This window comes from Pseudomonas sp. zfem002 (genome assembly GCF_032621685.1).
Lineage (GTDB): Bacteria > Pseudomonadota > Gammaproteobacteria > Pseudomonadales > Pseudomonadaceae > Aquipseudomonas > Aquipseudomonas japonica.
Genome location: NZ_JAVYJH010000028.1, coordinates 47,966 through 69,380, shown reverse-complemented (window position 1 = coordinate 69,380; position 21,415 = coordinate 47,966). Strand labels below are relative to the sequence as shown.

The window sequence follows — 21,415 nt, the reverse complement described above, 5'->3', positions numbered from 1 at the left end:
ACGTTTGCTGAATTGTGTTTGCACGGGAAGTGAATACGGCTGTCGCACCGATTCGTAATAGATTCCTGGCAAGAACAACTACAAAAGGTACGACAGCATGGATTACCAACTGACCGGCAAGAATGTCCTGATCACCGGCGGCGCCAGTGGTATTGGCAGGGCCATTGCCCAGTGTTTCCTGGACGAAGGCGCCAATGTGGTCGTCAGTGGGCTGACTGATGCGATGGTCGCCGAAGCTTGCGCAGCCCTCGGCCCTCGCAGCAGCGGTCTCGCCGGCGATCTGACCCAACCTGGGGTTGCCGAGCGCCTTGTCGAGCAGGCGCGGCGCAACGGCCCGATCGATTACCTGATCAACGGTGTCGGCATCTTTGAGGTGCGCGACTTCTTCGAGACCGACGACGCGCAGTGGTTTCATTACTTCGATGTGAACGTCATGACGGCGGTGCGCGTGACTCGCCTGGTGCTGGCCGACATGCTGGCAGCGGGACAGGGCTCGGTGGTGTTCATCAGCAGCGAGTCGGGGGTCAAGCCGCAGCCCTGGATGGTCCACTACGGCGCCATGAAGTCTTGCCTGCTGGGAATATCCCGTGCTTTGGCCGAACTGACCAAGGGCAGCGCGGTGCGGGTCAACAGCATCCTGCCGGGGCCCACCAGCACTGAGGCGGTGCGTCGTTACCATGCCGAGATCGCCGAGGAAAAGGGCATCAGCCCGCAGCAGGTGGTGGCTGATTACTTCGACCAGACCGAACCCACCTCGTTGATCCGTCGCATGATCGAGCCGGAGGAGGTAGCCCGCAGTGTGGTGCACCTGGCCGCATCGCCCGCGCTCAATGGAATGGCAATGCGGGTGGAGGGTGGGACTATTCGCAGCATACTTTGATCGCGGTTGCGGCCTGGCTATTCTCAGCTTCCAGGTTCTTGCTCTCGCTCCAGCTGGCAGGCAGCGCCTCGCTGGAGCAGAGCGACTCGGTTACCGCCGTTCAGCAGGTCGCCATGGTCACTTTCCGGCGCCACAGCAACCAGGTCAGCGGCAGGTTCACCAGCAAGGCTGCAGCCACACCGGCCCAGGGGGTCATCGCCAGCTCGCCGTTTTCCACCAGCACGCTACCTGCCCGTTCGCCCAGGGTGATGCCCAGGTTGAATGCCGAGATGTTCAATCCCGAAGCGAAGTCCACTGCCGTGGGTGTATGCAATCGGGCGGTGGACAACATGCCGGTCTGGAACGCGGGCGTCATGCCGAAGGCGACGATGCCCCAGACGAACAGGGTGATCACCATCAGGACTTTGTGCTGCAGCGACAGAGCCAGTGCTACCAGCGTCAGGGCCAATACGCCGAACAGCAGACGCAGGGTACGTTCCCATCCCAGGCTATCGGACAACCGGCCACCCAGCAGGTTGCCGATCATGGTGGCCACACCGAACACCAGGAGCAGCAGACTGGCGCTGCTGGCCGAGAACCCGGTGATGTCTGTCAGGATTGGCGTGATGAAGGTGAATGCCGAGAAGCTCGCACCGAAGCCAAGGACAGTGACCGACATCATCGCCCAGATCGCCGGGCTGCGCAGTGCAGCCAACTGCCCCAGGGCATTGCCGGCCTTGCTGGCCGGCTGTCGCGGCAACCAGACGGCGGTGGCCAGCAGCGCAATCAGGGCGAGCAACGCCACAGCATGGAACGGCAGGCGCCAGCCGAGGGCGTTGCCAAGGTAGCTGCCCAGCGGCACACCAATGACCATCGCCAGTGTCAGGCCGGCGAACATCACGGCAATCGCCTTGCTGGCCTGGCCCTCTCGTGCCAGACCCGCTGCCACGGTAGCGCCGATGGCGAAGAAGCTGCCGTGCGCCAGCGCGGTGATGATGCGCCCCAGCAACAGGACAGGGTAATTCGGCGCCAGGGCCGAGACCAGGTTCCCCAGCAGAAACACGCCGATCAGTATCATCAGCACGGTCTTTTTCGGGAAGCGTCCCAGGCCGATGACGATCAACGGCGTGCCGATGGCCAAGGCCAGGGCATACAACCCGACCAGGCTGCCGGCGCTGGCGAGGGAAATGGAAAAGGCTGTGGAAATCGACGGCAGAATGCCGACGATGATGAATTCGGCGACGCCGATTGCGAAGGCGGTGATCGCCAGGGTGAGGATGCCGGGATGCAGCCCGGTGCTGAATCTGCTCATGCTCAGTACTCCGGATTCAAGATCGCAAGACGAAAAGGTGCCTTCGCCGGAGTTCTGGTTCTTGTGCGGGCGGGGGAGGCGGCCGGGCTGGAGGTTATGGTTGTGGCCCGGTGAGACGCATGGATATAGCGTCAACGGCCGCTACTGTGCGGGATAGGGTGGAGGATGAGTATCCAGCGAGCTGGCACATCATTTGTGATATTGATTCACATGAGGGAAATTGGATCATGTGTCATATGCCGCCAGGCCCTCGCTTGTGCAACTCCCGGGGCAGACGCGAGCTGCGCAATGTCGCGTGTTGACGCGATCACTCCCCCCGCACCTTCTTGCGAAAGTCCCCCGGCGACTGCCCGGTCCATTTCCTGAACGCCTTGCGAAAGTTGGCCGCGTCGGAAAAACCGACCTGGGCGGCCAGGTCGTCCATGGGCATGTCGCTCTGCTGCAGGAATTCGATGGCCAGGGCGCAGCGCACTTCGTCCAGTACGCTCTGATAGGTGCGCTGGTGTTCGGACAGGCGCCGGTGCAAGGTGCGCGTCGACATGTTCAGGGTCGCGGCCACGGCGTCGATCCCCGGGAAGCGTCCGCTGCGACTGAGGCAGGCCAGGCGCACCGATTCGATCAGGTCGCATTCCTGCGGCAGGTTGGCAATCAGCTCCTGGCAGAACCCCGTCGACATCGCCGAGGTGATGGGGTTGGCATTCGGACAGGGCTGTTCCAGCACCGCGGCATCGAAGCGCAATTCCATCACGCCGCTGTCGAACTCCACCGGGCAGCGAAAGACCTCTTCGTAGCGTCGCCAGTAGCTCGGCGCAGGGTAGGGCAGCAGCAGCCGCAGCGCGGGAAAGGGCTTCTCCAGAACGCACTCGACCAGCGTGTGGATCGAGGCGAACCAGAACTCCGTCGCCAGGGGCATCAACTCGCCCAGGGGGTAGAAACCCTGGGCGGCGAATGCGCCTTCAGCGCCGTCCTGGCGAAAGGATTTCTCGAACACCGGACCCAGCAGGCGAATGTGCCGGATGCCGAATTCGACGGCCTGGCCGAAGGTTTCACTGCTCAGCAAGGCGTAGCCGAGGATGCCGAAATCGCTGATGCGTTGCCGCGCGCCGGCGCGCAGGCCGCTGTCGGCATGGATGGCCAGGTGGCGCATGTTGGCGAAGATCTGCATTTTCTGACGGTGCGAAATCCGTGTCTCGGGATCCCGCAGGTGCGCCAGCGACAGCTCGGTGCCGCTCAGCAATTCTTCCGCGTTCAAGCCCTGTGCCTGCAGCTCCGCGGCCAGGGCCGGCACGCCGAGCAGGTTGTGCCGGGGCACGTCCTCGGGCTTTCCGTATGAACCGACGATCAACCGTGTCACCCGACGACCTCCCTTTCAGCGATGGCGGAAATTAACCCGCACATTGGCACGTTGCAACCTCCCGCCAGACGACCCCGCGCCTCAGCATCGACTCCCGTAGTACCCCTGAACAATAACAACAAATTCCGAGGCCACTATGAAATCCATGTTCGCCCCATCGCTGGCGGCTGCCCTGATCCTGCTGCCGGCAGGCGTGCACGCCAGCGAGTCCGAACCACGCAACGCCGTGCGCATCGGCTATGCCGATATGCAGTTCAACACCGATTCCGCCGACATGACCGGCATGCCCGGCACCACCCCCGACCACGTCAAGTCCGTGGTCCGCGACAGCAGCACCCTGGCGCTGGTCTACGAGCGCCATCTCAGCGGGCCCTGGTCCATGGTGCTGCAGGCCGGCGCGCCGCCGGTCATCGATTTCGACGGCGCGGGCGTCGCCGCGCCACTGGGCAAGGTCGGCAGCGCCCGGGCCTGGTTTCCCGCCCTGCTGCTGGCCTACAACTTCGAGGTACTGGGCGTCGCGCCCTACGTGGCGCTCGGCGTCAACTACACCTGGTTCAGCGAAGAGAAGATGACCCGCGCCTACACCACGGCCTTCGGCGGTACTTCCAGTTCCTCGCGGCTGGATGACTCGTGGGGCGCGGTGGCCAAGGTCGGCGTGGACATCCCCCTGGCCGAGCACTGGAGCGTCGGTTTCGCCTACACGCGCTACTGGATCGACACCACCGCCACCATCAAGACCCAGACCCCGGGGCTGGGCGAGGTCAAGCGCAAGATCGATATCGAGGCCAATCCGGACGTCTATTCGTTCACCGTCGGCTATCGCTTCTGACCCACTCCCTGTCTCTTCACGCGCTTGCCAGCGCACCCCGAACCACACCCGGAAGGAAGCATCATGACCGATCTGTCACACGCCCAGGACGCTCAGGAAATCGAGCGCATGCAACGGCTGCTGCAGCGCCAGCGCCAGGCGTTCAACGCCCACCCTTATCCCGCGCAGCGCGTCCGCCTGGACAATCTCAAGCGCCTGATCGCCGCGTTGCGCCGCTACCAGCAGCCCATCGTCGACGCCCTCGAAGCCGACTTCGGCGGGCGCGCGGCATTCGAAACCCTGCAGATCGAAGTCCTCGGCTCGATCCTCCAGGCCCGCCATGCCATGGCTCACCTGCGGCGCTGGATGAAGCGCGAGCGGCGCAAGACCGAGTTGCTGTTCTTCGGCAACCGCGCCTGGGTCCAGTACCAGCCCAAGGGCGTGGTGGGCATCGTCGGCACCTGGAACTTCCCGTTCTACCTGACCCTGGGGCCGCTGATCGCCGCGCTGGCCGCCGGCAACCGGGCGATGATCAAGGTCTCGGAATATTCCCCGCGCAGCCGCCAGGTGCTGCAGCAGATGCTCGCCGAGGTCTTCGACGAAGACGAAGTCGCCGTGTGCGGCGGCGAGCTGGCCAGCGCCCAGGCATTCACCCGCCTGCCCTTCGATCACCTGGTGTACACCGGCGCGCCGCAGGTCGGGCGCCAGGTGATGCAGGCCGCTGCCGAGCATCTGGTCCCGGTGACGCTGGAACTGGGCGGCAAGTCGCCGGTGCTGGTCGGCGCGGACGCCGATCTGGACGAGGTCGCCGCGCGCGTGGCCCACGGCAAGGGCTTCAACGCCGGCCAGGTGTGCGTGTCGCCCGACTATGTGCTGGTCGCCGAAGGCCAGGCCGGGCTGTTCGCCGAGGCGGTCAGGCGCGCGTTCGAGCGCTTGTATCCAGACCCGGTCGCCAGCCCGGACTTCACCTGCATCATCAACGAGCGCCAGGCCCAGCGGCTGCAGGCGCTGCTCGACGATGCCCGGGACAAGGGCGCGCAGGTGCTGTCGTGCCGGGGTTCGGGGGGCTCTTCGCGGCGCTTGCCGCTGCAGGTGATCACCGGGGTGACCGAGGCGATGCGCGTGGCCCGCGAGGAAATCTTCGGGCCGCTGCTGCCGGTCCTCGAATACCGCGATCTCGACGAGGCGATCGCCTATATCCAGGCGCGTCCGCGGCCGCTGGCGCTCTATCCGTTCGGCCTGGATCCCGAACAGACCCGGCGCGTGCTGGAGCGTACCCACAGCGGCGGGGTGACCCTGGGCGACTGGACCTGGCACGTCCTGCAGCACGACCTGCCGTTCGGCGGCGTGGGCAATTCGGGCATGGGCTCGTACCACGGCGAGGAGGGCTTCCGCACCCTGTCCCACGGCAAGGCGGTGTTCAAGCGCCAGCGCTGGTTCCCCATCCAGCTGTTTTATCCGCCCTACGGCCGCTGGGTGCAGCGCCTGGTCCTGCGCGTCTACCTGGGCAAGCCGCGCTGAGCTTCAGGGTTCCACATTGGTCAGGAAGCAGGCGTCTTCGTCGCCGCGCAGCACATAGCCCTGGTAGAGATTGTCGACGTCCAGGGCCTTGAAGCTGTCGGCGAGGAAGTCGAGCAGCACCCGCACCGACTGCGGGATCCCGCGCCTGGAAGGCAGCAGCGCATGGATCACCCCGCCCCGCGGGACCCAGTCGGCGAGCAAGGGGCTGAGCAGGCCGTTGTGGATGTCCTTGAACACCACCAGCCTGGGCAGTTGCACGATGCCGCCGCCCTCCAGGGCGACCCGGCGCAGGGTGATCATGTCGTCGGTGACCAGGCGCGGCGTGTGCCGCACCGTGGCCTGCACGCCGCCGGGGCCTTCCATGTTCCACACCGACTGCCCGGAGCAGGGCGGCAGGCTCAGGCTGGGGAAACGGCCCAGGTCGGCCAGGCTGCGCGCCGGCCCCAGGCGTTCGAGCAGCCTGGGGCTGGCGACCAGCGCCTGCGGACTGAACGACAGCCGCTTCATGATCAGGCCGCTGTCCTCCAGAGGCTGGAAGCCGACCCACAGCGCGATGTCGAAGCCCTCGCGCAGCGGATCGACCTGGCGGTTGGTGCTCTCCAGATGGACTTCCACCTCGGGATGGCGATCGAGGAAGCGCGCGATCATCCCGGCCACGAGGAAGTTGAGCAGGGCCGTCGGGCAGGCGATGCGCACCATGCCGCGTGGCGCTGCCTGGTTGTCGTCGATCAGCGCCTGCGCGGCCTGCGCGCCGTCGAGCATGTTCAGGCAGTGCTGGTAGTACTCCATGCCCAGGTCGGACACGGCGAACTGACGGGTGGAGCGGTTGATCAGGCGCACACCGAGGCGGTCTTCCAGGGCCGCGAGGTGCCGGCTCAGTCGCGACTTGGGGATGTCCAGCGCCCGGCTCGCCGCGGCGATGCCCTGGTGTTCGACGATCTGGACGAAGAAGTACAGCTCGTTGAGGTCGTACATGGTTCAGCGTTCCATCTGTGCAATGGTCATTTCCGATCCGGCGTCTACCGGCTCATCCGGGAGGCGTCTATGTTGGCAGCCGCCAGGTTGGCCACGGCCTGCCTGGCTCTTCTTTCAGTAGTGCGACAGTGAGGTGTGATATGAGCAAGAAAATGCTGGTTGTGCTGACCAGCGTGCCCAAGTATCCGAACCTGGAGCGCGCCACCGGCCTCTGGCTCGGCGAAGCCGTGCATTTCGTCAAGGTGGTCGAGGCGGCGGGTTACCAGGTCGACTACGTGAGTCCCAAGGGCGGCTATACCCCGATCGACCCGCATAGCCTGGCCATGGCCGACGCCACCGACTGGCAGTGGTACCAGGACAGCGACTTCATGAGCCGCCTGGGCGCCACGCTCAAGCCCGAACAGGTCGACCCGCAGGACTACGCGGCGATCTACTACGCCGGTGGTCACGGCGTGGTCTGGGATTTCCCCGACAACCAGGAACTGCAGGCGATCAGCCGCAGCATCTACGAAAACGGTGGCATCGTTTCCTCCGTCTGTCACGGCGCGGTCGGGCTGCTGAACATCCGCCTGTCCGACGGTACCCTGCTGATCGACGGCAAGGAGGTCACCGGCTTCTCCAACGCCGAGGAGCGCCTGGCCGAACTGGACCAGTACATGCCGTACCTGACCGAGGACGAGATCGTCAAACGCGGCGCGGTGTACACCAAGGCCGCCGAGCCATGGGCCGCCTATGCCGTGGCTGACCAGCGGGTGATCAGCGGGCAGAACCCGGCCTCCGGGGCTCCGGTGGCCGAGCTGGTGCTCAAGGAACTGGCTGGCTAGCACCGCCTGGCGCCACCCCATCGCTGCCACGCACGGCATGGGGTGGCTGATGTCCCTCCGGAGTTCGATGACCATGTCCACCCCTCTCTACGTAACGGCCAGCTTCAGCATCAGGCCGGGTACGTTCGACGCGACACGCACCATCCTCGCCGAACTCAGCGAACGCACCCGGGAAGAACCGGGTTGTCTCGAGTACGGCTATTACCAATCCCTCGACGATCCGCTGCGTTTCTGCTCCTTCGAGGTCTGGCGCAGCGCGGCGGAAGAAGCCGCGCACTGGCAGACCGCGCACCTGCGCCTGGCGCTGGAGCAGGTAGCGCCGCTGCTGCACGGCAGCCCCTCGGTGACCCGCGCGCTGCAGATCGCCTGAAGCCGCCGCGCGCGGCTCAGATGCGGAATCCGCTGACCAGCCGCAGCAACTGGCCAGCCTGTTCTTCCAGCTGCACACAGGCATCCAGGGTAGTACGCAGATCGCCCAGTCCGTCCTGGTTGAGCAGGCTGATCTCGCTGATCTGCTCGGCGAGGGACTCGATGACGGTGGTCTGCTCCTCGGTGGCGGTGGCCACGGAATGGTTCAGCCCATCCATGTCGCCGACCAGCGCGGTGATGCCCGACAGGTGCTGCCCGGCGTGATCGGCGATCTCGCGGGTCTGGCGGCCGCGCAACTGGCTGGCGGTCATCACCGCGACCACGCGGTCGGCGCCGCTCTGCAACTCTTCGATCATCTGCTGGATCTCCTGTGCCGACGCCTGGGTACGGTGGGCCAGCCCCCTGACCTCGTCGGCGACCACGGCGAAGCCACGCCCGGCGTCGCCGGCGCGGGCCGCCTCGATCGCCGCGTTCAGCGCCAGCAGGTTGGTCTGCGCCGATACCCCCTGGATCACGTCGAGAATCTTGCCGATGTCCAGGGTGCGGCTGGCCAGCGCATCGATTTCCGTTCGGCAGCTCGCGATGTCGTCGCTCAACTGGCCGATGGACGACAGCGTCTGCGCGACCGTGGACGATCCCGCTTCGCTTTGCCGCCGGGCATCGCTGGCCTGGGTCGAGGCATTGGCGGCGCTGTGGGCGATCTCCTGGGCGGTGGCGCCGAGCTCGACGATGGCGGTCGCCATGCTGGTGGTGCGGCTGCTCTGCTCGTCGCTGCTGGCCACCAGGCCGTCGGTGGTGCTCAGCACCTGGCGGGCCACCGCGTGCAGTTGGTGGGCACTGCGCGCCACCTGGCCGACGGAGTCGTGGATGCGCGCGACGAAGCGATTGAAGGCGTGGGCCAGTTCGGCCAGTTCATCGGCGCCGCGGGCGTTCAGGCGCCGGGTCAGGTCACCTTCGCCGCCGGCGATGTCCTGCATGGCGCCACTGATTTCGCGCAGCGGACGCAGCAGCCAGTGGATCAGTGCGCCGAGCAGGAGCAGTACCGCCAGCACAGCCAGGACCGTGGCGCTGTAGGCGGTGCGGCGGAACTCGGCAAGTGGCCGGTAGGCGGCGGCCTTGTCGATCACCAGGGCGACCTGCCAGTGGATACCCGGCAGGCCGTTGATGGGGGTCAGCGCGAGCAGTTTGCTCTTGCCGCCTTCGCTGAATTCCTGCAGCCCGTCGACTCGTTGTGAGGACAGCTGCGGGTAGGCGTCGCCGAGATTCTTGAACAGCAGTTCCTGCCGCGGGTGCAGGAGGATCTGCCCTTGCTCGCTGACCAGGAAGGCATAGCCGTCGGCACCGGGATTGGCCGCTTCGAGCATCGCGTTGATGGCGTCGAGGGCGACGGCGCCGGCTGCCACGCCGGTGACTTGGCCATCGCGCACGATGGGGTGGGCAAGGGCCAGGGCAGGGCGGTTGCTGCCGGCGTACAGATAGGGTTCGGTGATCACCAGGCCCGAGCCTGCGGCGGCCTGCTTGTACCAGCCGCGGGTGCGCGGGTCGTAGCCGGGTGGCATCGGTGTGTCGGGGGCGCTGGTGAAGCTGCCTTGCGCGCTGCCCAGCGAAGTGGAAAGGAACAGTTTGGCGTAGACCTCCTGGTCGAGCAGGCCACGCACCGTTGCCGGGGCCTGGTCCGATGCCTGCAGTTGCTGCGCCAGCAGGCTGACCAGATGGCCACGCCCCTCCAGCCAGTTGTGGATGCTGTACGCCAGCAGCTTGCCGTTGCCACTGAGCTCGGCTTCCAGGCTGCGCTGCGTGACGGCTTGCTGGCGTTGATCCTGGTACAGGGCGAACAGGCCGAAGGCCGCCACCACGACCAGGGATGCGGCGAGGAGGATCTTGCGGGCGAATGAACGGACATGAAGCATCGGCGTAGGCACCATCGTGGTTTCTGCAGGGAGAAGGAGGGCGAACGCAGCGCGGCCGGGCGAACCCGGCCACGCCGGCGTCTCACCACAGCGGCAGGGTGTAGCTGAGGATCAGGCGGTTGTCGTCCAGGTCGTTGGCGAAGTGCCGGGTGCGGATCGTCGCGTTGCGCCATTTCACGCCCAGGTTGCGCAGCGGACCGCTCTGGAACACGTAGGCGATGTCGGTATCGCGTTCCCATTCCTCGCCGCTCGGCCGACCGCCGCCGAGTTCGATGTCGCTGCCATTGATATAGCGGCTCATGAAGGTCAGGCCGGGAATCCCCAGGGCGCTGAAGTCATAGTCGTAGCGCGCCTGCCAGGAGCGTTCGTCGCGGTTGGCGAAGTCGCCGAACTGCACGTAGTTGAACAGGAACGGATCGCTGCCGGCGATGTAGGCGTAGCCGGTGTCGCCGGCCATGCGCTGGTAGGCGAAGGCGACGCTGTGGGCCGCCTGGCGGTAGGTCAGCATGAGGCCGTAGGCGTCGTTGTCGACGTTGCTGCTGCCGTCGTCGCGGGCGCGGGCGGCGCGCACTTCGCTGCGCAGCGAGCGCTGGTCGTCGAAGCGCAGGGTGTGGGTCAGGCTGAGGATGTGCTGGCGATAGATGTCTTCCAGTTCGCCGTAGTGCCAGGCGCCGCTCAGCTGGTCGTTCCAGCGATAGGTCAGGCCGGCGAAGTTGAAGGCATCGCTGGTCTTGCTGCTCTTGATGCCGATGGCGCCGGCGCTGCCGCTGCTGGCGCTCATGTCTTCGAAGTCGGAGGAGTTGCGCTGGTTGACCTGGCTCAGGCGTCCGGCATCGAGGGTCAGGCCGTCGATCTCCTGGGAGTTCAGGTGGCCACCGCGAAAGCTCTGCGGCAGCAGGCGCGCGTCGTTGTAGGAGACGCTGGGCAGGCGCGGCTGCAGCGCGCCCAGCTTGAGCACGGTGTGCGAGACCTTGAACTTCGCGGTCAGGCCCAGCTCCCCGTACTCGTCCTGCGCCTCGCGGCTTTCCCGATCCTGCTTGAGCAGTTGGGTACCGCTGCGCCCGCCACCGGAATCGAGCTTGATCCCGAGCAGGCCGAGGGCATCGATGCCGACGCCGATATCGCCCTCGGTGAACCCCGATTCGTAGCGCAGCAGCAGGCCCTGGGCCCACTCTTCGGCCTTGGCCTGGGGAGCGCCGGCCTGGCGGAAATCACGGTTCATGTAGAAGTTGCGCAGCTCCAGGCTGGCCTTGCTGTCGTCGAGCAGGGCCGCGCTGGCCGGCAAGGCCGGGGCGAGGGCGCAGCCGGCCAGGAGCAAGTGTGTGACGGGGAGGGAATGCTTCATGGTGATGTCCTGTTGTTGTTTTTGAGGGAACGGTGCGCCGCGCATCGAGCCGCGAGGGTCGATGCGAAGCACGGGAAGCAGGGGGATTGCGTGACTCAGAACTGTTCGGCGCTCAGGCCGTACAGCGGCCGGCTGCCAGCACGAATGCTCGCCTCCAGGCCGAGGGTGCGCGGCAGCAGGCGGCTGAAGAAGAAGTCCGCGGTGGCCAGCTTGCCGCCGTAGAACCCGCGGTCTTGCTCCAGCCTGTGCTGGGCGGTGGCGGCCATGCGCGCCCACATGTAGGCGTAGGCGACATAGCCGAACAGGTGCAGGTACTCCACCGAGGCCGCGCCCACCGAGTCGGGATCGGCCTTGGCCTGGTCCAGCAGCCAGTCGCTGAGGGCTTCCAGGCGCTGCAGCGCCTCCAGCAGCGCGGTGCTGTGGGGCGTGCGCTGGGTGTCGGCGAAGTCGCGGATTTCTGCGGCGAAGCGCTGCAGCGTCGCGGCGCCGTTGGCCACCACCTTGCGTCCGAGCAGGTCGAGGGCCTGGATGCCGTTGGTGCCTTCGTAGATCTGCGCGATGCGTACATCACGCACCAGTTGCTCCTGGCCCCATTCGCGGATGTAGCCGTGGCCGCCGAACACCTGTTGGCCATGCACGCAGCTTTCCAGGCCGTTGTCGGTGAAGAAGGCCTTGGCCACCGGGGTCAGCAACGCCACCAGGGCTTCGGCGTCGCGGCGTTCGCCGGGGTCCGTGGCGTACTTGGCCAGGTCCAGCTGCTGGCCGACATAGCAGGCGAACGCGCGCCCGCCTTCGTTCAGTGCCTTCATGGTCAGCAGCATGCGCCGCACATCGGCGTGGACGATGATCGGGTCGGCGATCCGGTCCTGCGCCTGTGGGCCGGTGGCCGCGCGGCTCTGCAGGCGGTCGCGGGCATAGGCCACCGCGCTCTGGTAGGACGCCTCGGCGCAGCCGATGCCCTGGATGCCGATGGACAGGCGCTCGTAGTTCATCATGGTGAACATCGCCGCCAGGCCGCGATTGGGCTCGCCCACCAGGTAGCCGACGGCGCCGTCGAAGTTCATCACGCAGGTGGCCGAGGCCTTGATGCCCATCTTGTGTTCGATCGAGCCGCAGCTCACCGCGTTGCGCGCGCCGAGGCTGCCGTCGGCGTTGACCAGCACCTTGGGCACCAGGAACAGCGAGATGCCCCTGGGGCCGGCCGGGGCGCCCGGCAGGCGGGCGAGCACCAGGTGGATGATGTTCTCGGTCAGGTCCTGCTCGCCGCCGGTGATGAAGATCTTGCTGCCGCTGACCAGGTAGCTGCCGTCGGCCTGGGGCTCGGCGCGGGTGCGGATCAGGCCCAGGTCGGTGCCGGCGTGGGCCTCGGTCAGGCACATGGAGCCGGCCCAGTGGCCGGCGTACATCGCCGGCAGGTAGCGGCGCTTCAAGTCCTCGCTGGCATGGGCATCGATGGCCAGGCAGGCGCCGGCGCTCAGCGCCGAATACAGGGCGAAGCTGGAGCCGGCGGCATAGAGCATCTCCTCGAAGGCCACGGCGAGCATCTTGGGCATGCCCATGCCGCCGTACTGCGGGTTGCCCGACAGACCGACCCAGCCGCCCTCGGCGTAGGTGGCATAGGCCTCGCGAAAGCCCGCGGGGGTGCGCACCGTGCCGGCGTGCCACTGCGCGCCTTCCTCGTCGCCGCTGCGGTTGAGCGGGGCGATCAGGGTCGCGGTGACCTTGGCTGCTTCTTCGAGAATGGCGTCGGCGCTGTCGGCGTCGATGCTGTCCGCCAGGGCCGGCAGGCGCGCCCACAGCGCAGGGGCGGCGAAGACTTCATGGAGGACGAAGCGCATGTCGCGCAACGGGGCCTGGAATGTACTCATGGATAAAGCTCTCGATGGCGGGGGCACTGCCCCCGCGGTTCAGTGGGAAGTGGCGCTGTCCATGCCCAGCCCGGTTTCGGCGCGTACCTTCTGGTCGTCGAAGCCCTGGCGATCGCGGGCGCCCTGCGCGCTGCGGTCGAAGTGCGACACCAGCACCAGCACGAGGAAGGCCAGGGGCATGGAGAACAGGGCCGGGTGGTCGTAGGGGAAGACCGCCTGGGCGTGGCCGAGCACGGTGACCCAGACGGTCGGCGAGAGGGTCACCAGGGTCAGGGACGAGATCAGTCCCGCCAGCCCGCCGCAGATTGCCCCGCGGGTGGTCAGGCCTTTCCAGTACATGGCCATGATCAGCACCGGGAAGTTGGCCGAGGCGGCGATGCCGAAGGTCAGGCCCACGAGGAAGGCGATGTTGACCTGCTCGAAGAGGATGCCCAGGGCGATGGCCACCAGGCCCAGGCCCACCACCGCCAGGCGCGAGACTTTCATCTCCTCGGCCTCGCTGGCCTTGCCGCGCTTGAGCACGGTCACGTAGAGGTCGTGGGAGATGGCCGAGGCGCCGGCCAGGGTCAGGCCCGCGACTACCGCGAGGATGGTGGCGAAGGCCACGGCCGAGAGGAAGCCGAGGAACAGGCTGCCGCCGACGGTGTTGGCCAGGTGCAGGGCGACCATGTTGCTGCCGCCCACCAGTGCGCCGCCCAGCTGCCCGTTGACGAAGTACTGCGGGTCGGTGCCGACGATGACGATGGCGGCGAAGCCGAGGACGCACACCACAAGGAAGAAGAAACCGATGAAGGCCGAGGCGTAGAGCACCGACTTGCGCGCTTCGAGGGCGTTGGGCACGGTGAAGAAACGCATCATGATATGCGGCAGGCCGGCCAGGCCGAACACCAGGCCCAGGGCCATGGAGGCGACGTTCAGCGGGTTGGACAGCATGCTACCGGGGCCCATGATGTTCCAGCCGTTGGCGTGGGTTTCCACCGCGCGCCTGGCCAGGGTTTCCAGGCTGAAGCCGAACTCGGCGAGGGACAGGAGCATCAGCGTGGTACCGCCGACCAGCAGCAGCACGGCCTTGATGATCTGCACCCAGGTGGTCGCCAGCATGCCGCCGAAGACCACGTACACCAGCATCAGCACGCCCACCACCACCACCGCGACGGCGTAGTCAAGGCCGAACAGCAGCTTGATCAGCTGTCCGGCGCCGACCATCTGCAGCAGCAGGTAGCAGCACACCACGGTCAGCGAGCCGCAGGCGGCCAGGACGCGGATACGGCGCTGGTCGAGGCGGAACGAAACGATGTCGGCGAAGGTGTAGCGGCCGAGGTTGCGCAGGCGCTCGGCCATGAGGAAGGTGAGGATCGGCCAGCCGATGAAGAAGCCGGTGACATAGATGAAGCCGTCGTAGCCCTTGGCGAACACCAGGCTGGAGACGCCCAGCAGGGTCGACGCCGACATGTAGTCGCCGGCGATTGCCAGACCGTTCTGGAAGCCGCTGATGCCGCCGCCGGCGGTGTAGAAATCATGGGTCGAGTGGGTGCGCCGCGAGGCCCACCAGGTGATCAGCAGGGTGGCGAAGACGAACAGCATGAACATGCCGATCGCGTCCAGGTTGAGCGGCTGCCGGCCGCCCTCGGCGGCGCAGGCCAGCCCGGGCAGGACAGCGGCCATTGCCGCGAAACTGCGGATTGCGGTGCGGTTCATGCCTGGCTCTCCTCGATGATGCTGGCGCCGATGCGGTCGAAGTGATGGTTCGCGCGGTGCACGTACCAGGCGGTGAGCAGCCAGCTCGCCAGCAGCAGCAGTGCGCCCAGCGGCAGGCCGAGGCTCAGGTGGCTGCCCGGGTAGAGCGGCTGGTGGAGGAACTGCGGGTTCACGGCGGCAACGCCCATGAACAGGAAGTAGGCGGCCAGCACCAGCGCCGTCAGGCGCCAGCTGGTCCGCGAGCGGGCCTGGCTGAGGGCGACGAATCTGGGGTTCTGGCGTATGCGCTGATAGTGCTCGACGTGTGGAGCGGGCGTGCGTGTCATGAAGCCTCCGGTTGTTTTTGTTGTACGGCAGGGCACTGGCCCGCCGCAGGGCGGGCCGTTTGTCGTCATGGACAGGGAATGGCCGGTCAGGGCCAGGTGTAGGCGTTGTAGCGTTCGCGCAGGGTCTTCTTGCTGACCTTGCCGGTGGCGGTGTGGGGCAGTTGCTCCAGCACTTCGCTGGCGTCCGGCAGCCACCATTTCGGCACCTTGCCGTCGAGGAAGGCGATCAGCTGCGCATGGCTCGGCGCGGCGCCGGCGACCCTGGGCACGATCACCAGCAGCGGCCGCTCGCTCCAGCGCGGATGGGCGACACCGACCACCGCCGCTTCGGCGATATCGGGGTGGGCCATGATCGCGTTCTCGATGGCCACCGAGCAGATCCATTCGCCGCCGGACTTGATCACGTCCTTGAGGCGATCGGTGATCAGCATGTAGCCGTGAGGGTCGATGCAGGCCACGTCGCCGGTGTCGAACCAGTCCTCGCTGCTGTCCTGGCCGTAATAGCCGTTGCGCACCCACGGGCCGCGCACCTGCAGGGCGCCGGAGGCCACGCCGTCATGCGCCAGACGCTGGCCGGCTTCGTCGACGATGCGCATTTCCACGCCGAACAGCGAGCGGCCGGACTTGAGCAGTTGCGCCCCGCGTTGCGGCTCCTGCAGTTCGGCGTACCAGGGCTGGTGGCGGTTGTAGCTGCCCATGGGGCTCATTTCGGTCATGCCCCAGCCGTTCTCCAGGGCCACGCCGTGCTCGCCCATGGCCTCGATCAGGGCCAGCGGGCAGGCCGCGCCGCCGGTCACCGCGCGGCTCAGGGTGGGAATCCGCAGGTCATGGGTCTGCAGGTACTGGCTGATGTTGTTCCACAGGGTCGGGACCGCAAGGGAGAAGGTCACGCCCTCGTCGTTGATCAGCCGCACCATCGCCGCGGCATCGCCCACTCCGGGGCCGGGCAGGACCAGCTTGGCGCCGACCATCGCGGCGTTGTAGGGCATGCCCCAGGCGCTGACATGGAACATCGGCACCATCGGCATCACCACATCGATCGCGCGCAGGCCGACGTTGTCGGCCATGTTCTGCGCCATGCCGTGCAGCACGGTGCTGCGGTGGCTGGTCAGCACACCCTTGGGATCGCCGGTGGTGCCGGAGGTGTAGCACAGGCCGCAGGCCTGGCGTTCGTCGATCTCGGGCCAGGCATAGTCCGCGCTCGCCTCAGCCAGCAACGCTTCGTAGCTGAGCAGGCCGGGCAGGCTGCTGGCGGGCAGTTCGTCGGCGCCGCACAGGGCAATGAAGCGGCGCACCGAGACCAGTTGGTCCTGCAGCGCTTCCACCAGCGGGATGAACTGGGGGTCGATGAACAGCACATCATCCTCGGCATGGCGGATGATGTAGGCGATCTGCTCGGGGAACAGCTTGGGATTGATGGTGTGACAGACACGCCCGCTGCACGGCGCGGCGTAGTGCAGCTCGAAATGCCGGTGATCGTTCCAGGCCAGGGTACCGATCCGTGCGTCTGGCGGGCAGTCCAGCGCCTCCAGGACGTTGGCCAGGCGGCCGACCCGGGCAAACGCCTCGGCGTAGGTGTAGCGATGCACGCGCCCATCGGCGAACAGGGAAACGATCTCGGTATCGGCCGCGACCTGCAGGGCATGGCGCATGATCGCGCCAATGCCGAGGTCGAAGTTCATCATCATGCCTTGCACAGGCAACCTCCTGCCTTGTTCTTGTATGAGGGCATACACAGTTGCCGTTCGCTGGAGCGGCAACCCTCGTGACAGAGGGTCAGCAAGGCCTGTGCCAAAGGCGGCGATGAACTTTTTACACTAATAAAACCTTTTTAAATCAAATAGATAGATTTATGCGTCGGCGAGACGGGCGCTCGCCGGTGTTTTTTTCAGCCGGCTTCGGTTTCAAATCTGAACCGGGTTTCAGGTTCACCATTTCATTCCTGCGGTGTCGCGCCGCCTGTGCGCAGGCGCCGCCACAGGGTCGTGCGGCTGATGCCCAGGCGGCGCGCGGCCTCGTTGACGTCGCCCGCGCAGGCGGCAAGCACCTTGCGCACATGTGCCACTTCGCTGCTCTTGCCGACATGGCGCAGGTCCTCGGCGGCGTCCAGGGCCTGCTGGTCGCTGTGGGTGAACAACTCCGGGAACAGCGGGCGTAGCAGCAGTTCACCGGGATCGTCGCCGAGGCTCGGGGCGGACAGCGCGGCCCGTTCGACAAGGTTTTCCAGTTCGCGAATGTTGCCCGGCCAGGCATGGTTCTGCAGCGTCGGCATCAGCCGGTCGAGCAGCGCGCGCCCGGCTGCCGCGGCGTTCCCGGGCAGGCGTTGGAGGATCGCGTTGGCCAGCAGCGGGATATCCGTGGCGCGCTCGCGCAGCGGCGGGACCGCCAGGCGCAGGATGTTCAGGCGGTAGTAGAGGTCTTCGCGAAAGCGCCCATCGGCGATGCGCTCGCGCAGGTCGCAATGGGTCGCGGCGAGTACGCGCAGGTCCACCGGGGTCGGCTCCGATGCGCCCAGGCGCAGCACCTCGCGCTCCTGCAGCACGCGCAGCAGGCGGGTCTGCAGGCTGACGGGCATGTCGCCGATCTCGTCGAGAAACAGCGTGCCGGTGTGCGCCGCCTCGATCAGGCCGGTTTTGCCGCCCTTGCGCGAGCCGGTGAAGGCGCCGTCCTCGTAGCCGAACAGTTCGCTTTCCAGGAGGGTTTCCGGGAAGGCGGCGCAGTTGATCGCGACGAAGGGGCCGGCCTGGCGCGGACTGGCATTGTGCAGGCTCTGCCCGAGCAGCTCCTTGCCGGTACCGCTTTCTCCGGTGATCAGCACGGTGGCATCGGTTTCCGCGTAGCGCCGCGCCAACTCCAGCAGCATGCGGAATGCCGGCGTGTCGCCAAGAATCTGCTCGAAGCGGTAGCGCGCGGTGAACTGCCGCGGGCGCGCCTGGCTGCGGATACGCCGGTCGGCGCGCTGGATGACATTGGTTTCCTGGCAGGAGATCACCGCGCCATCCGGCCGGCCGTTTTCGATGATGGCGCTGATGTTGGCCGCCAGCACCCGCCCGCCGATGCGCAGGATACGGCTTTCCTCGCTTTCGCCGTTGCGCAGGGTGGCGCTGATGTCCAGTTCCGGCATGAGCTCGCCGATCGCGCGATCTCGCGCGGTGTCGGCGGGGATGTCCAGCAACTGGGCCATGCGCGGGTTCAGGGATTGCACGATGCCGTTGGCGTCCACTGCGATCACGCCGTCGCTGAGGTTGCGCAGCACGGCATTCAGGCGTTGCTGCTGGATCAGGGCGTGGGTTCGGCTGCGGGCGATCGCCAGGGTCTCGTCGAGGGCGCGGCGAATCGCATCGGCATTGAGCGCGAGCACGCCCTTGGCGCCCGCTGCCTCGGCCATTTCCACCGCGGTGGAGGAGCCGACGATGACCCGGTAGCCGTCGTCGAGCAACTGATGGACGCACTGGTGCGCTTCTTCGGCGTTGGAGTAGATGGCCTGGCGCACCTCGACGGTGAACAGCGAAGCCATGGCGTCCAGTTCGGGGTGGCCGCGTTGAAAGCTGACGATGCCTACCTTGGTCGCCTGTGCCCTGGCCAGGTCCAGGGCGCGGATCAGGTCGTACTCGCCCATGCGGATCGCCAGGCTGCTGGTGGCGATATGGCGCCGCAGGTAGTCGGCGGTGGCGCCGGAGCAGATTATCGCGTCGACGTCCTGCCGATCGTCCAGTGCCCGCCCGGTGTCGAGCAGTTGCGTGGTGGTGGCTTCGACGATTTCGATGTGCGCGCGGTCCTGATAGTCGGGGATCACCTGCTGCACGATGCGCGCCATGCGGCTGGGGCCTTCGGGCAGGCGCAGGTGGGTGATGAGGGCGACGATTCTGGGGAGATAGCGTTCTTCTGGCATGGCGTCTGGTCGGCAGGGGAGGGTTCTTTCTAGACTGAAACAATGGTTGCAGATTTGCAAAGCGTCAGTCGTCGCCGAGGCCCTTTCGTAACCTTGGATATGTAGTAACTATATGTTTTAAAAGAATAAATAATTTATTTTCAGGAGCTGGAACGGCTCTTGCTCTGCCCTGTCCAGGTCATCCACCTGTGAGCAGAATCGCCGATGTACAGCACACCATCCTCCACTGGATCCGCGCATCCGCGGATCGACCTTCCCCAGGCCCTGACGCCGCTGGCGCATTTCCTGGCGGTACACACCGCGAGCGACCGGGTTCGCATCGAGCGCTGCGAACGTCTGTCCGGCGGCGCCATCCAGGAGAACTGGCTGTTGACGGCCACCCTGGAGCGCGCCGAACAGCGCCTCGAACGGCGCTGGGTCCTGCGTACCGATTCACCGTCCTCGGTGGCGGTGAGCATGAGCCGCGAACAGGAGTTCGCCGTCCTGAGCGCCGTGCACCAGGCCGGGGTCAAGGTGCCCGAGCCGCTGTGGCTGTGCCGCGACCCGGCGCTGATCGGCCGCGATTTCTTCGTCATGCAGGCGCTGTCCGGCTCGGCCAGCGGCTACCGGCTGAGCACCGACCCCAGCCTTGAACCCCGGCGTGGCGAGCTGTGCCGCGAGCTGGGCCGCAGCCTCGCCGCGCTGCACCGGATCACCCCGGAGCACCCGGCGCTGGGCTTTCTCCCGGCGGCGCAGGCCGATCATGCACAGGCCTGCATCGACCAGTACCGCCAGTACCTGGATGCGCTGCCGGGCAGCCACCCGGTGATCGAGTGGGGCCTGCGCTGGTGCGAGGTGAACCGGCCCGAACCGGTGCCGGCGCGGCTGATCCACCGTGACTACCGCACCGGCAACTACATGGTCGACGGCGGCCAGCTGACCGGCGTGCTGGATTGGGAGTTCGCCGGCTGGGGCGATCCGCGCGAGGACCTCGGCTGGTTCACCGCGCGCTGCTGGCGCTTCGGTCGTCCAGACCGGCAGGCGGGTGGCGTGGGCGAGCTCGACGACTTCCTCGATGGCTACCAGGCGCTCGCCGGCTGGCGTCCGGATGCCGACGAACTGCGCTACTGGCAACTGATGGCCCATCTGCGCTGGGCGGTCGTCGCCCTGCAGCAGGCGCAGCGTCACCTCACCGGGCAGCAGCGTTCGCTGGAACTGGCCCTGACCGGGCGCATGGTGCCGGAGCTGGAACACGAGATCCTCAACCTGAGCGGAGGTGTGCGATGAACGCACCGGATGCACGAGAACTGCTGTCGACGTCCCGCGAGCTGTTGCTCGAGCGCTTGCTGACGGCGCTGCCGACGGACCTGCACTACGAGGCGCGGATGATCGCCAGCGCCATGGCCATCGCCCTGCGCGAGATCGACCAGGGCGATGACTGCGCGCAACTGGAGGCGCGTGAGCTGAGCCGTCTGCTGGCGGCCCACGGCCTGGCCGGGCTCACCGCCGGCGATGCCCGGGCGCTGCTGGCGCAGTTCATCCGCCAGGGACTCTACGACCACCCCAACGAGCAGCAACTCGCCTTGCTCCTGGCCCTCGACTCGATCACCCGCAGCCGCCTGGCGGTGAGCAATCCGAAGGTACTGACCCATGCCCGCTGAGCTGCCGTCGGGCCAGCGCCGACGCCGCCTGCACCTGGTGCGCCATGGCCACGTCGACTACTTCGACGAACAGGGCCGTCCGCTCGATCCGCGCACGGTGTCGCTGTCCCGGCGCGGTACCCAGCAGGTGCGTGCGCTGGGCCAGTTCGTCCGCGACCTGACCTTCGACCGCGTGCTCTGCTCCGACTACCCGCGTGCCCAGCAGACCCTCGACCTGCTGCTGGCCGGGCGCCCGGCGGTGGTGGACTTCCTGCCCGAGCTGCGCGAGATCCGCGCCGGGCGCTTGCGCGAGATCCCCGCCGGCGCCCTGCGCGGCGCGGTCACCGGCGCCTACCAGCAGGCGGCCACGGCCGATGCGCGGTTTCTTGGCGGCGAGCGCTGGGAGGACTTCCAGCAACGGGTCCTGGCGCAGTTCTTCGCCCTGCTCGCCGAGCCGTCCTGGCACAGCGCGCTGATCGTCAGCCACGACGCGGTCAACCGCATTCTCCTGGCCTGGGCGGCCGGCGTCGGCCTGCCGGGTATCGCCGCGTTCGAGCAGGACACCGCCTGCCTGAACATCATCGATGTCGCCAGCGATGCCCCGGCGACACCGGGCGGGATCATCCGCACCCTCAATTTCACGCCCTACAACCCCCACAAGGCGGGGGTCGACGGCACCGTGCTGGAAGAGCTGTTCAGCGCGATCGCCCCGGCCGCCCTTTGAGCTCCAACCGT

General features: G+C 66.9%; 18 protein-coding genes. 8 read left to right on the top strand and 10 right to left on the bottom strand.

Annotated features, from left to right (window positions below; all coding sequences use genetic code 11):
* Positions 1-97: 97 nt before the first annotated feature.
* Entirely contained in the window at positions 98-880 is a 783-nt protein-coding gene (locus tag RTI28_RS26335) for an SDR family oxidoreductase (protein WP_316923212.1), read from the top strand.
* A 100-nt stretch (positions 881-980) separates the two neighbouring features.
* Here RTI28_RS26335 and RTI28_RS26330 read toward each other — a convergent pair whose 3' ends face one another.
* Both RTI28_RS26330 and RTI28_RS26325 read right to left on the bottom strand, forming a co-directional pair.
* Positions 981-2,171, bottom strand: coding sequence for an MFS transporter (locus RTI28_RS26330; protein WP_316923211.1), 1,191 nt, complete (start codon positions 2,169-2,171; stop codon positions 981-983).
* Positions 2,172-2,478: 307 nt separating this feature from the next.
* On the bottom strand, positions 2,479-3,525 hold the full coding sequence (locus tag RTI28_RS26325; protein WP_316923210.1) for an AraC family transcriptional regulator: 1,047 nt from the start codon (positions 3,523-3,525) through the stop codon (positions 2,479-2,481).
* A 136-nt stretch (positions 3,526-3,661) separates the two neighbouring features.
* On the opposite strand from RTI28_RS26325, the gene RTI28_RS26320 reads away from it, so the two are divergent.
* Together RTI28_RS26320 and RTI28_RS26315 are read left to right on the top strand one after the other, a co-directional pair.
* Positions 3,662-4,354, top strand: coding sequence for an OmpW/AlkL family protein (locus tag RTI28_RS26320; RefSeq protein ID WP_316923209.1), 693 nt, complete (start codon positions 3,662-3,664; stop codon positions 4,352-4,354).
* A gap of 63 nt (positions 4,355-4,417) precedes the next feature.
* On the top strand, positions 4,418-5,854 hold the full coding sequence (locus tag RTI28_RS26315; protein WP_316923208.1) for a coniferyl aldehyde dehydrogenase: 1,437 nt from the start codon (positions 4,418-4,420) through the stop codon (positions 5,852-5,854).
* A 3-nt stretch (positions 5,855-5,857) separates the two neighbouring features.
* Here RTI28_RS26315 and RTI28_RS26310 read toward each other — a convergent pair whose 3' ends face one another.
* Positions 5,858-6,829 (bottom strand): LysR substrate-binding domain-containing protein, encoded by a 972-nt coding sequence (locus RTI28_RS26310; RefSeq protein WP_316923207.1) that lies wholly within the window; start codon positions 6,827-6,829, stop codon positions 5,858-5,860.
* A gap of 140 nt (positions 6,830-6,969) precedes the next feature.
* Here RTI28_RS26310 and RTI28_RS26305 point away from each other — a divergent pair, with 140 nt between their 5' ends.
* Complete coding sequence (locus RTI28_RS26305) at positions 6,970-7,653, top strand: type 1 glutamine amidotransferase domain-containing protein (protein WP_316923206.1); 684 nt, start codon at positions 6,970-6,972, stop codon at positions 7,651-7,653.
* A gap of 73 nt (positions 7,654-7,726) precedes the next feature.
* Entirely contained in the window at positions 7,727-8,023 is a 297-nt protein-coding gene (locus RTI28_RS26300; RefSeq protein ID WP_316923205.1) for a putative quinol monooxygenase, read from the top strand.
* A gap of 16 nt (positions 8,024-8,039) precedes the next feature.
* Here the strand turns inward: RTI28_RS26300 and RTI28_RS26295 are convergent, their stop codons facing one another.
* The 7 genes from RTI28_RS26295 to prpR all read right to left on the bottom strand — a co-directional run bounded on the left by RTI28_RS26295 (position 8,040) and on the right by prpR (position 19,061).
* The gene (locus RTI28_RS26295) at positions 8,040-9,932 is read right to left on the bottom strand and encodes a methyl-accepting chemotaxis protein (protein ID WP_316923204.1); all 1,893 of its coding nucleotides are present in this window, start codon (positions 9,930-9,932) and stop codon (positions 8,040-8,042) included.
* A gap of 82 nt (positions 9,933-10,014) precedes the next feature.
* Positions 10,015-11,277, bottom strand: a complete 1,263-nt coding sequence (locus RTI28_RS26290; protein WP_316923203.1) for an OprD family porin — start codon at positions 11,275-11,277, stop codon at positions 10,015-10,017.
* A 95-nt stretch (positions 11,278-11,372) separates the two neighbouring features.
* Positions 11,373-13,145 (bottom strand): acyl-CoA dehydrogenase C-terminal domain-containing protein, encoded by a 1,773-nt coding sequence (locus tag RTI28_RS26285; protein ID WP_316923202.1) that lies wholly within the window; start codon positions 13,143-13,145, stop codon positions 11,373-11,375.
* Between the two features lie 39 nt (positions 13,146-13,184).
* A complete protein-coding gene (locus RTI28_RS26280; protein WP_316923228.1) occupies positions 13,185-14,810 on the bottom strand; it encodes a cation acetate symporter in 1,626 nt (541 codons plus the stop codon).
* A 29-nt stretch (positions 14,811-14,839) separates the two neighbouring features.
* A complete protein-coding gene (locus RTI28_RS26275; protein WP_316923201.1) occupies positions 14,840-15,169 on the bottom strand; it encodes a DUF485 domain-containing protein in 330 nt (109 codons plus the stop codon).
* Positions 15,170-15,255: 86 nt separating this feature from the next.
* Complete coding sequence (locus RTI28_RS26270) at positions 15,256-16,857, bottom strand: long-chain fatty acid--CoA ligase (protein WP_316923227.1); 1,602 nt, start codon at positions 16,855-16,857, stop codon at positions 15,256-15,258.
* Positions 16,858-17,105: 248 nt separating this feature from the next.
* Entirely contained in the window at positions 17,106-19,061 is a 1,956-nt protein-coding gene (gene prpR / locus RTI28_RS26265) for a propionate catabolism operon regulatory protein PrpR (RefSeq protein ID WP_316923200.1), read from the bottom strand.
* A gap of 204 nt (positions 19,062-19,265) precedes the next feature.
* Between prpR and RTI28_RS26260 the strand changes: the two genes are divergently transcribed.
* Genes RTI28_RS26260 through RTI28_RS26250 form a run of 3 tightly spaced genes read left to right on the top strand, consistent with a single transcriptional unit; the run spans position 19,266 to position 21,404 of the window.
* On the top strand, positions 19,266-20,327 hold the full coding sequence (locus RTI28_RS26260) for a phosphotransferase family protein (protein WP_316923199.1): 1,062 nt from the start codon (positions 19,266-19,268) through the stop codon (positions 20,325-20,327).
* The gene (locus RTI28_RS26255; protein ID WP_316923198.1) at positions 20,324-20,701 is read left to right on the top strand and encodes a DUF6285 domain-containing protein; all 378 of its coding nucleotides are present in this window, start codon (positions 20,324-20,326) and stop codon (positions 20,699-20,701) included. The genes RTI28_RS26260 and RTI28_RS26255 overlap by 4 nt, the downstream gene beginning before the upstream one ends.
* Complete coding sequence (locus RTI28_RS26250; RefSeq protein WP_316923197.1) at positions 20,691-21,404, top strand: histidine phosphatase family protein; 714 nt, start codon at positions 20,691-20,693, stop codon at positions 21,402-21,404. The genes RTI28_RS26255 and RTI28_RS26250 overlap by 11 nt, the downstream gene beginning before the upstream one ends.
* Positions 21,405-21,415: the final 11 nt, after the last annotated feature.

Excerpts from the sequence above, each read along its gene's own strand:
- RTI28_RS26335 (WP_316923212.1), top strand. The coding sequence starts at position 98 with ATGGATTACCAACTGACCGGCAAGAATGTCCTGATCACCGGCGGCGCC.
- RTI28_RS26330 (WP_316923211.1), bottom strand. The coding sequence starts at position 2,171 with ATGAGCAGATTCAGCACCGGGCTGCATCCCGGCATCCTCACCCTGGCG.
- RTI28_RS26320 (WP_316923209.1), top strand. The coding sequence starts at position 3,662 with ATGAAATCCATGTTCGCCCCATCGCTGGCGGCTGCCCTGATCCTGCTG.
- RTI28_RS26315 (WP_316923208.1), top strand. The coding sequence starts at position 4,418 with ATGACCGATCTGTCACACGCCCAGGACGCTCAGGAAATCGAGCGCATG.
- RTI28_RS26310 (WP_316923207.1), bottom strand. The coding sequence starts at position 6,829 with ATGTACGACCTCAACGAGCTGTACTTCTTCGTCCAGATCGTCGAACAC.
- RTI28_RS26305 (WP_316923206.1), top strand. The coding sequence starts at position 6,970 with ATGAGCAAGAAAATGCTGGTTGTGCTGACCAGCGTGCCCAAGTATCCG.
- RTI28_RS26300 (WP_316923205.1), top strand. The coding sequence starts at position 7,727 with ATGTCCACCCCTCTCTACGTAACGGCCAGCTTCAGCATCAGGCCGGGT.
- RTI28_RS26295 (WP_316923204.1), bottom strand. The coding sequence starts at position 9,932 with ATGCTTCATGTCCGTTCATTCGCCCGCAAGATCCTCCTCGCCGCATCC.
- RTI28_RS26290 (WP_316923203.1), bottom strand. The coding sequence starts at position 11,277 with ATGAAGCATTCCCTCCCCGTCACACACTTGCTCCTGGCCGGCTGCGCC.
- RTI28_RS26285 (WP_316923202.1), bottom strand. The coding sequence starts at position 13,145 with ATGAGTACATTCCAGGCCCCGTTGCGCGACATGCGCTTCGTCCTCCAT.
- RTI28_RS26280 (WP_316923228.1), bottom strand. The coding sequence starts at position 14,810 with ATGGCCGCTGTCCTGCCCGGGCTGGCCTGCGCCGCCGAGGGCGGCCGG.
- RTI28_RS26275 (WP_316923201.1), bottom strand. The coding sequence starts at position 15,169 with ATGACACGCACGCCCGCTCCACACGTCGAGCACTATCAGCGCATACGC.
- RTI28_RS26270 (WP_316923227.1), bottom strand. The coding sequence starts at position 16,857 with ATGATGATGAACTTCGACCTCGGCATTGGCGCGATCATGCGCCATGCC.
- prpR (WP_316923200.1), bottom strand. The coding sequence starts at position 19,061 with ATGCCAGAAGAACGCTATCTCCCCAGAATCGTCGCCCTCATCACCCAC.
- RTI28_RS26260 (WP_316923199.1), top strand. The coding sequence starts at position 19,266 with ATGTACAGCACACCATCCTCCACTGGATCCGCGCATCCGCGGATCGAC.
- RTI28_RS26255 (WP_316923198.1), top strand. The coding sequence starts at position 20,324 with ATGAACGCACCGGATGCACGAGAACTGCTGTCGACGTCCCGCGAGCTG.
- RTI28_RS26250 (WP_316923197.1), top strand. The coding sequence starts at position 20,691 with ATGCCCGCTGAGCTGCCGTCGGGCCAGCGCCGACGCCGCCTGCACCTG.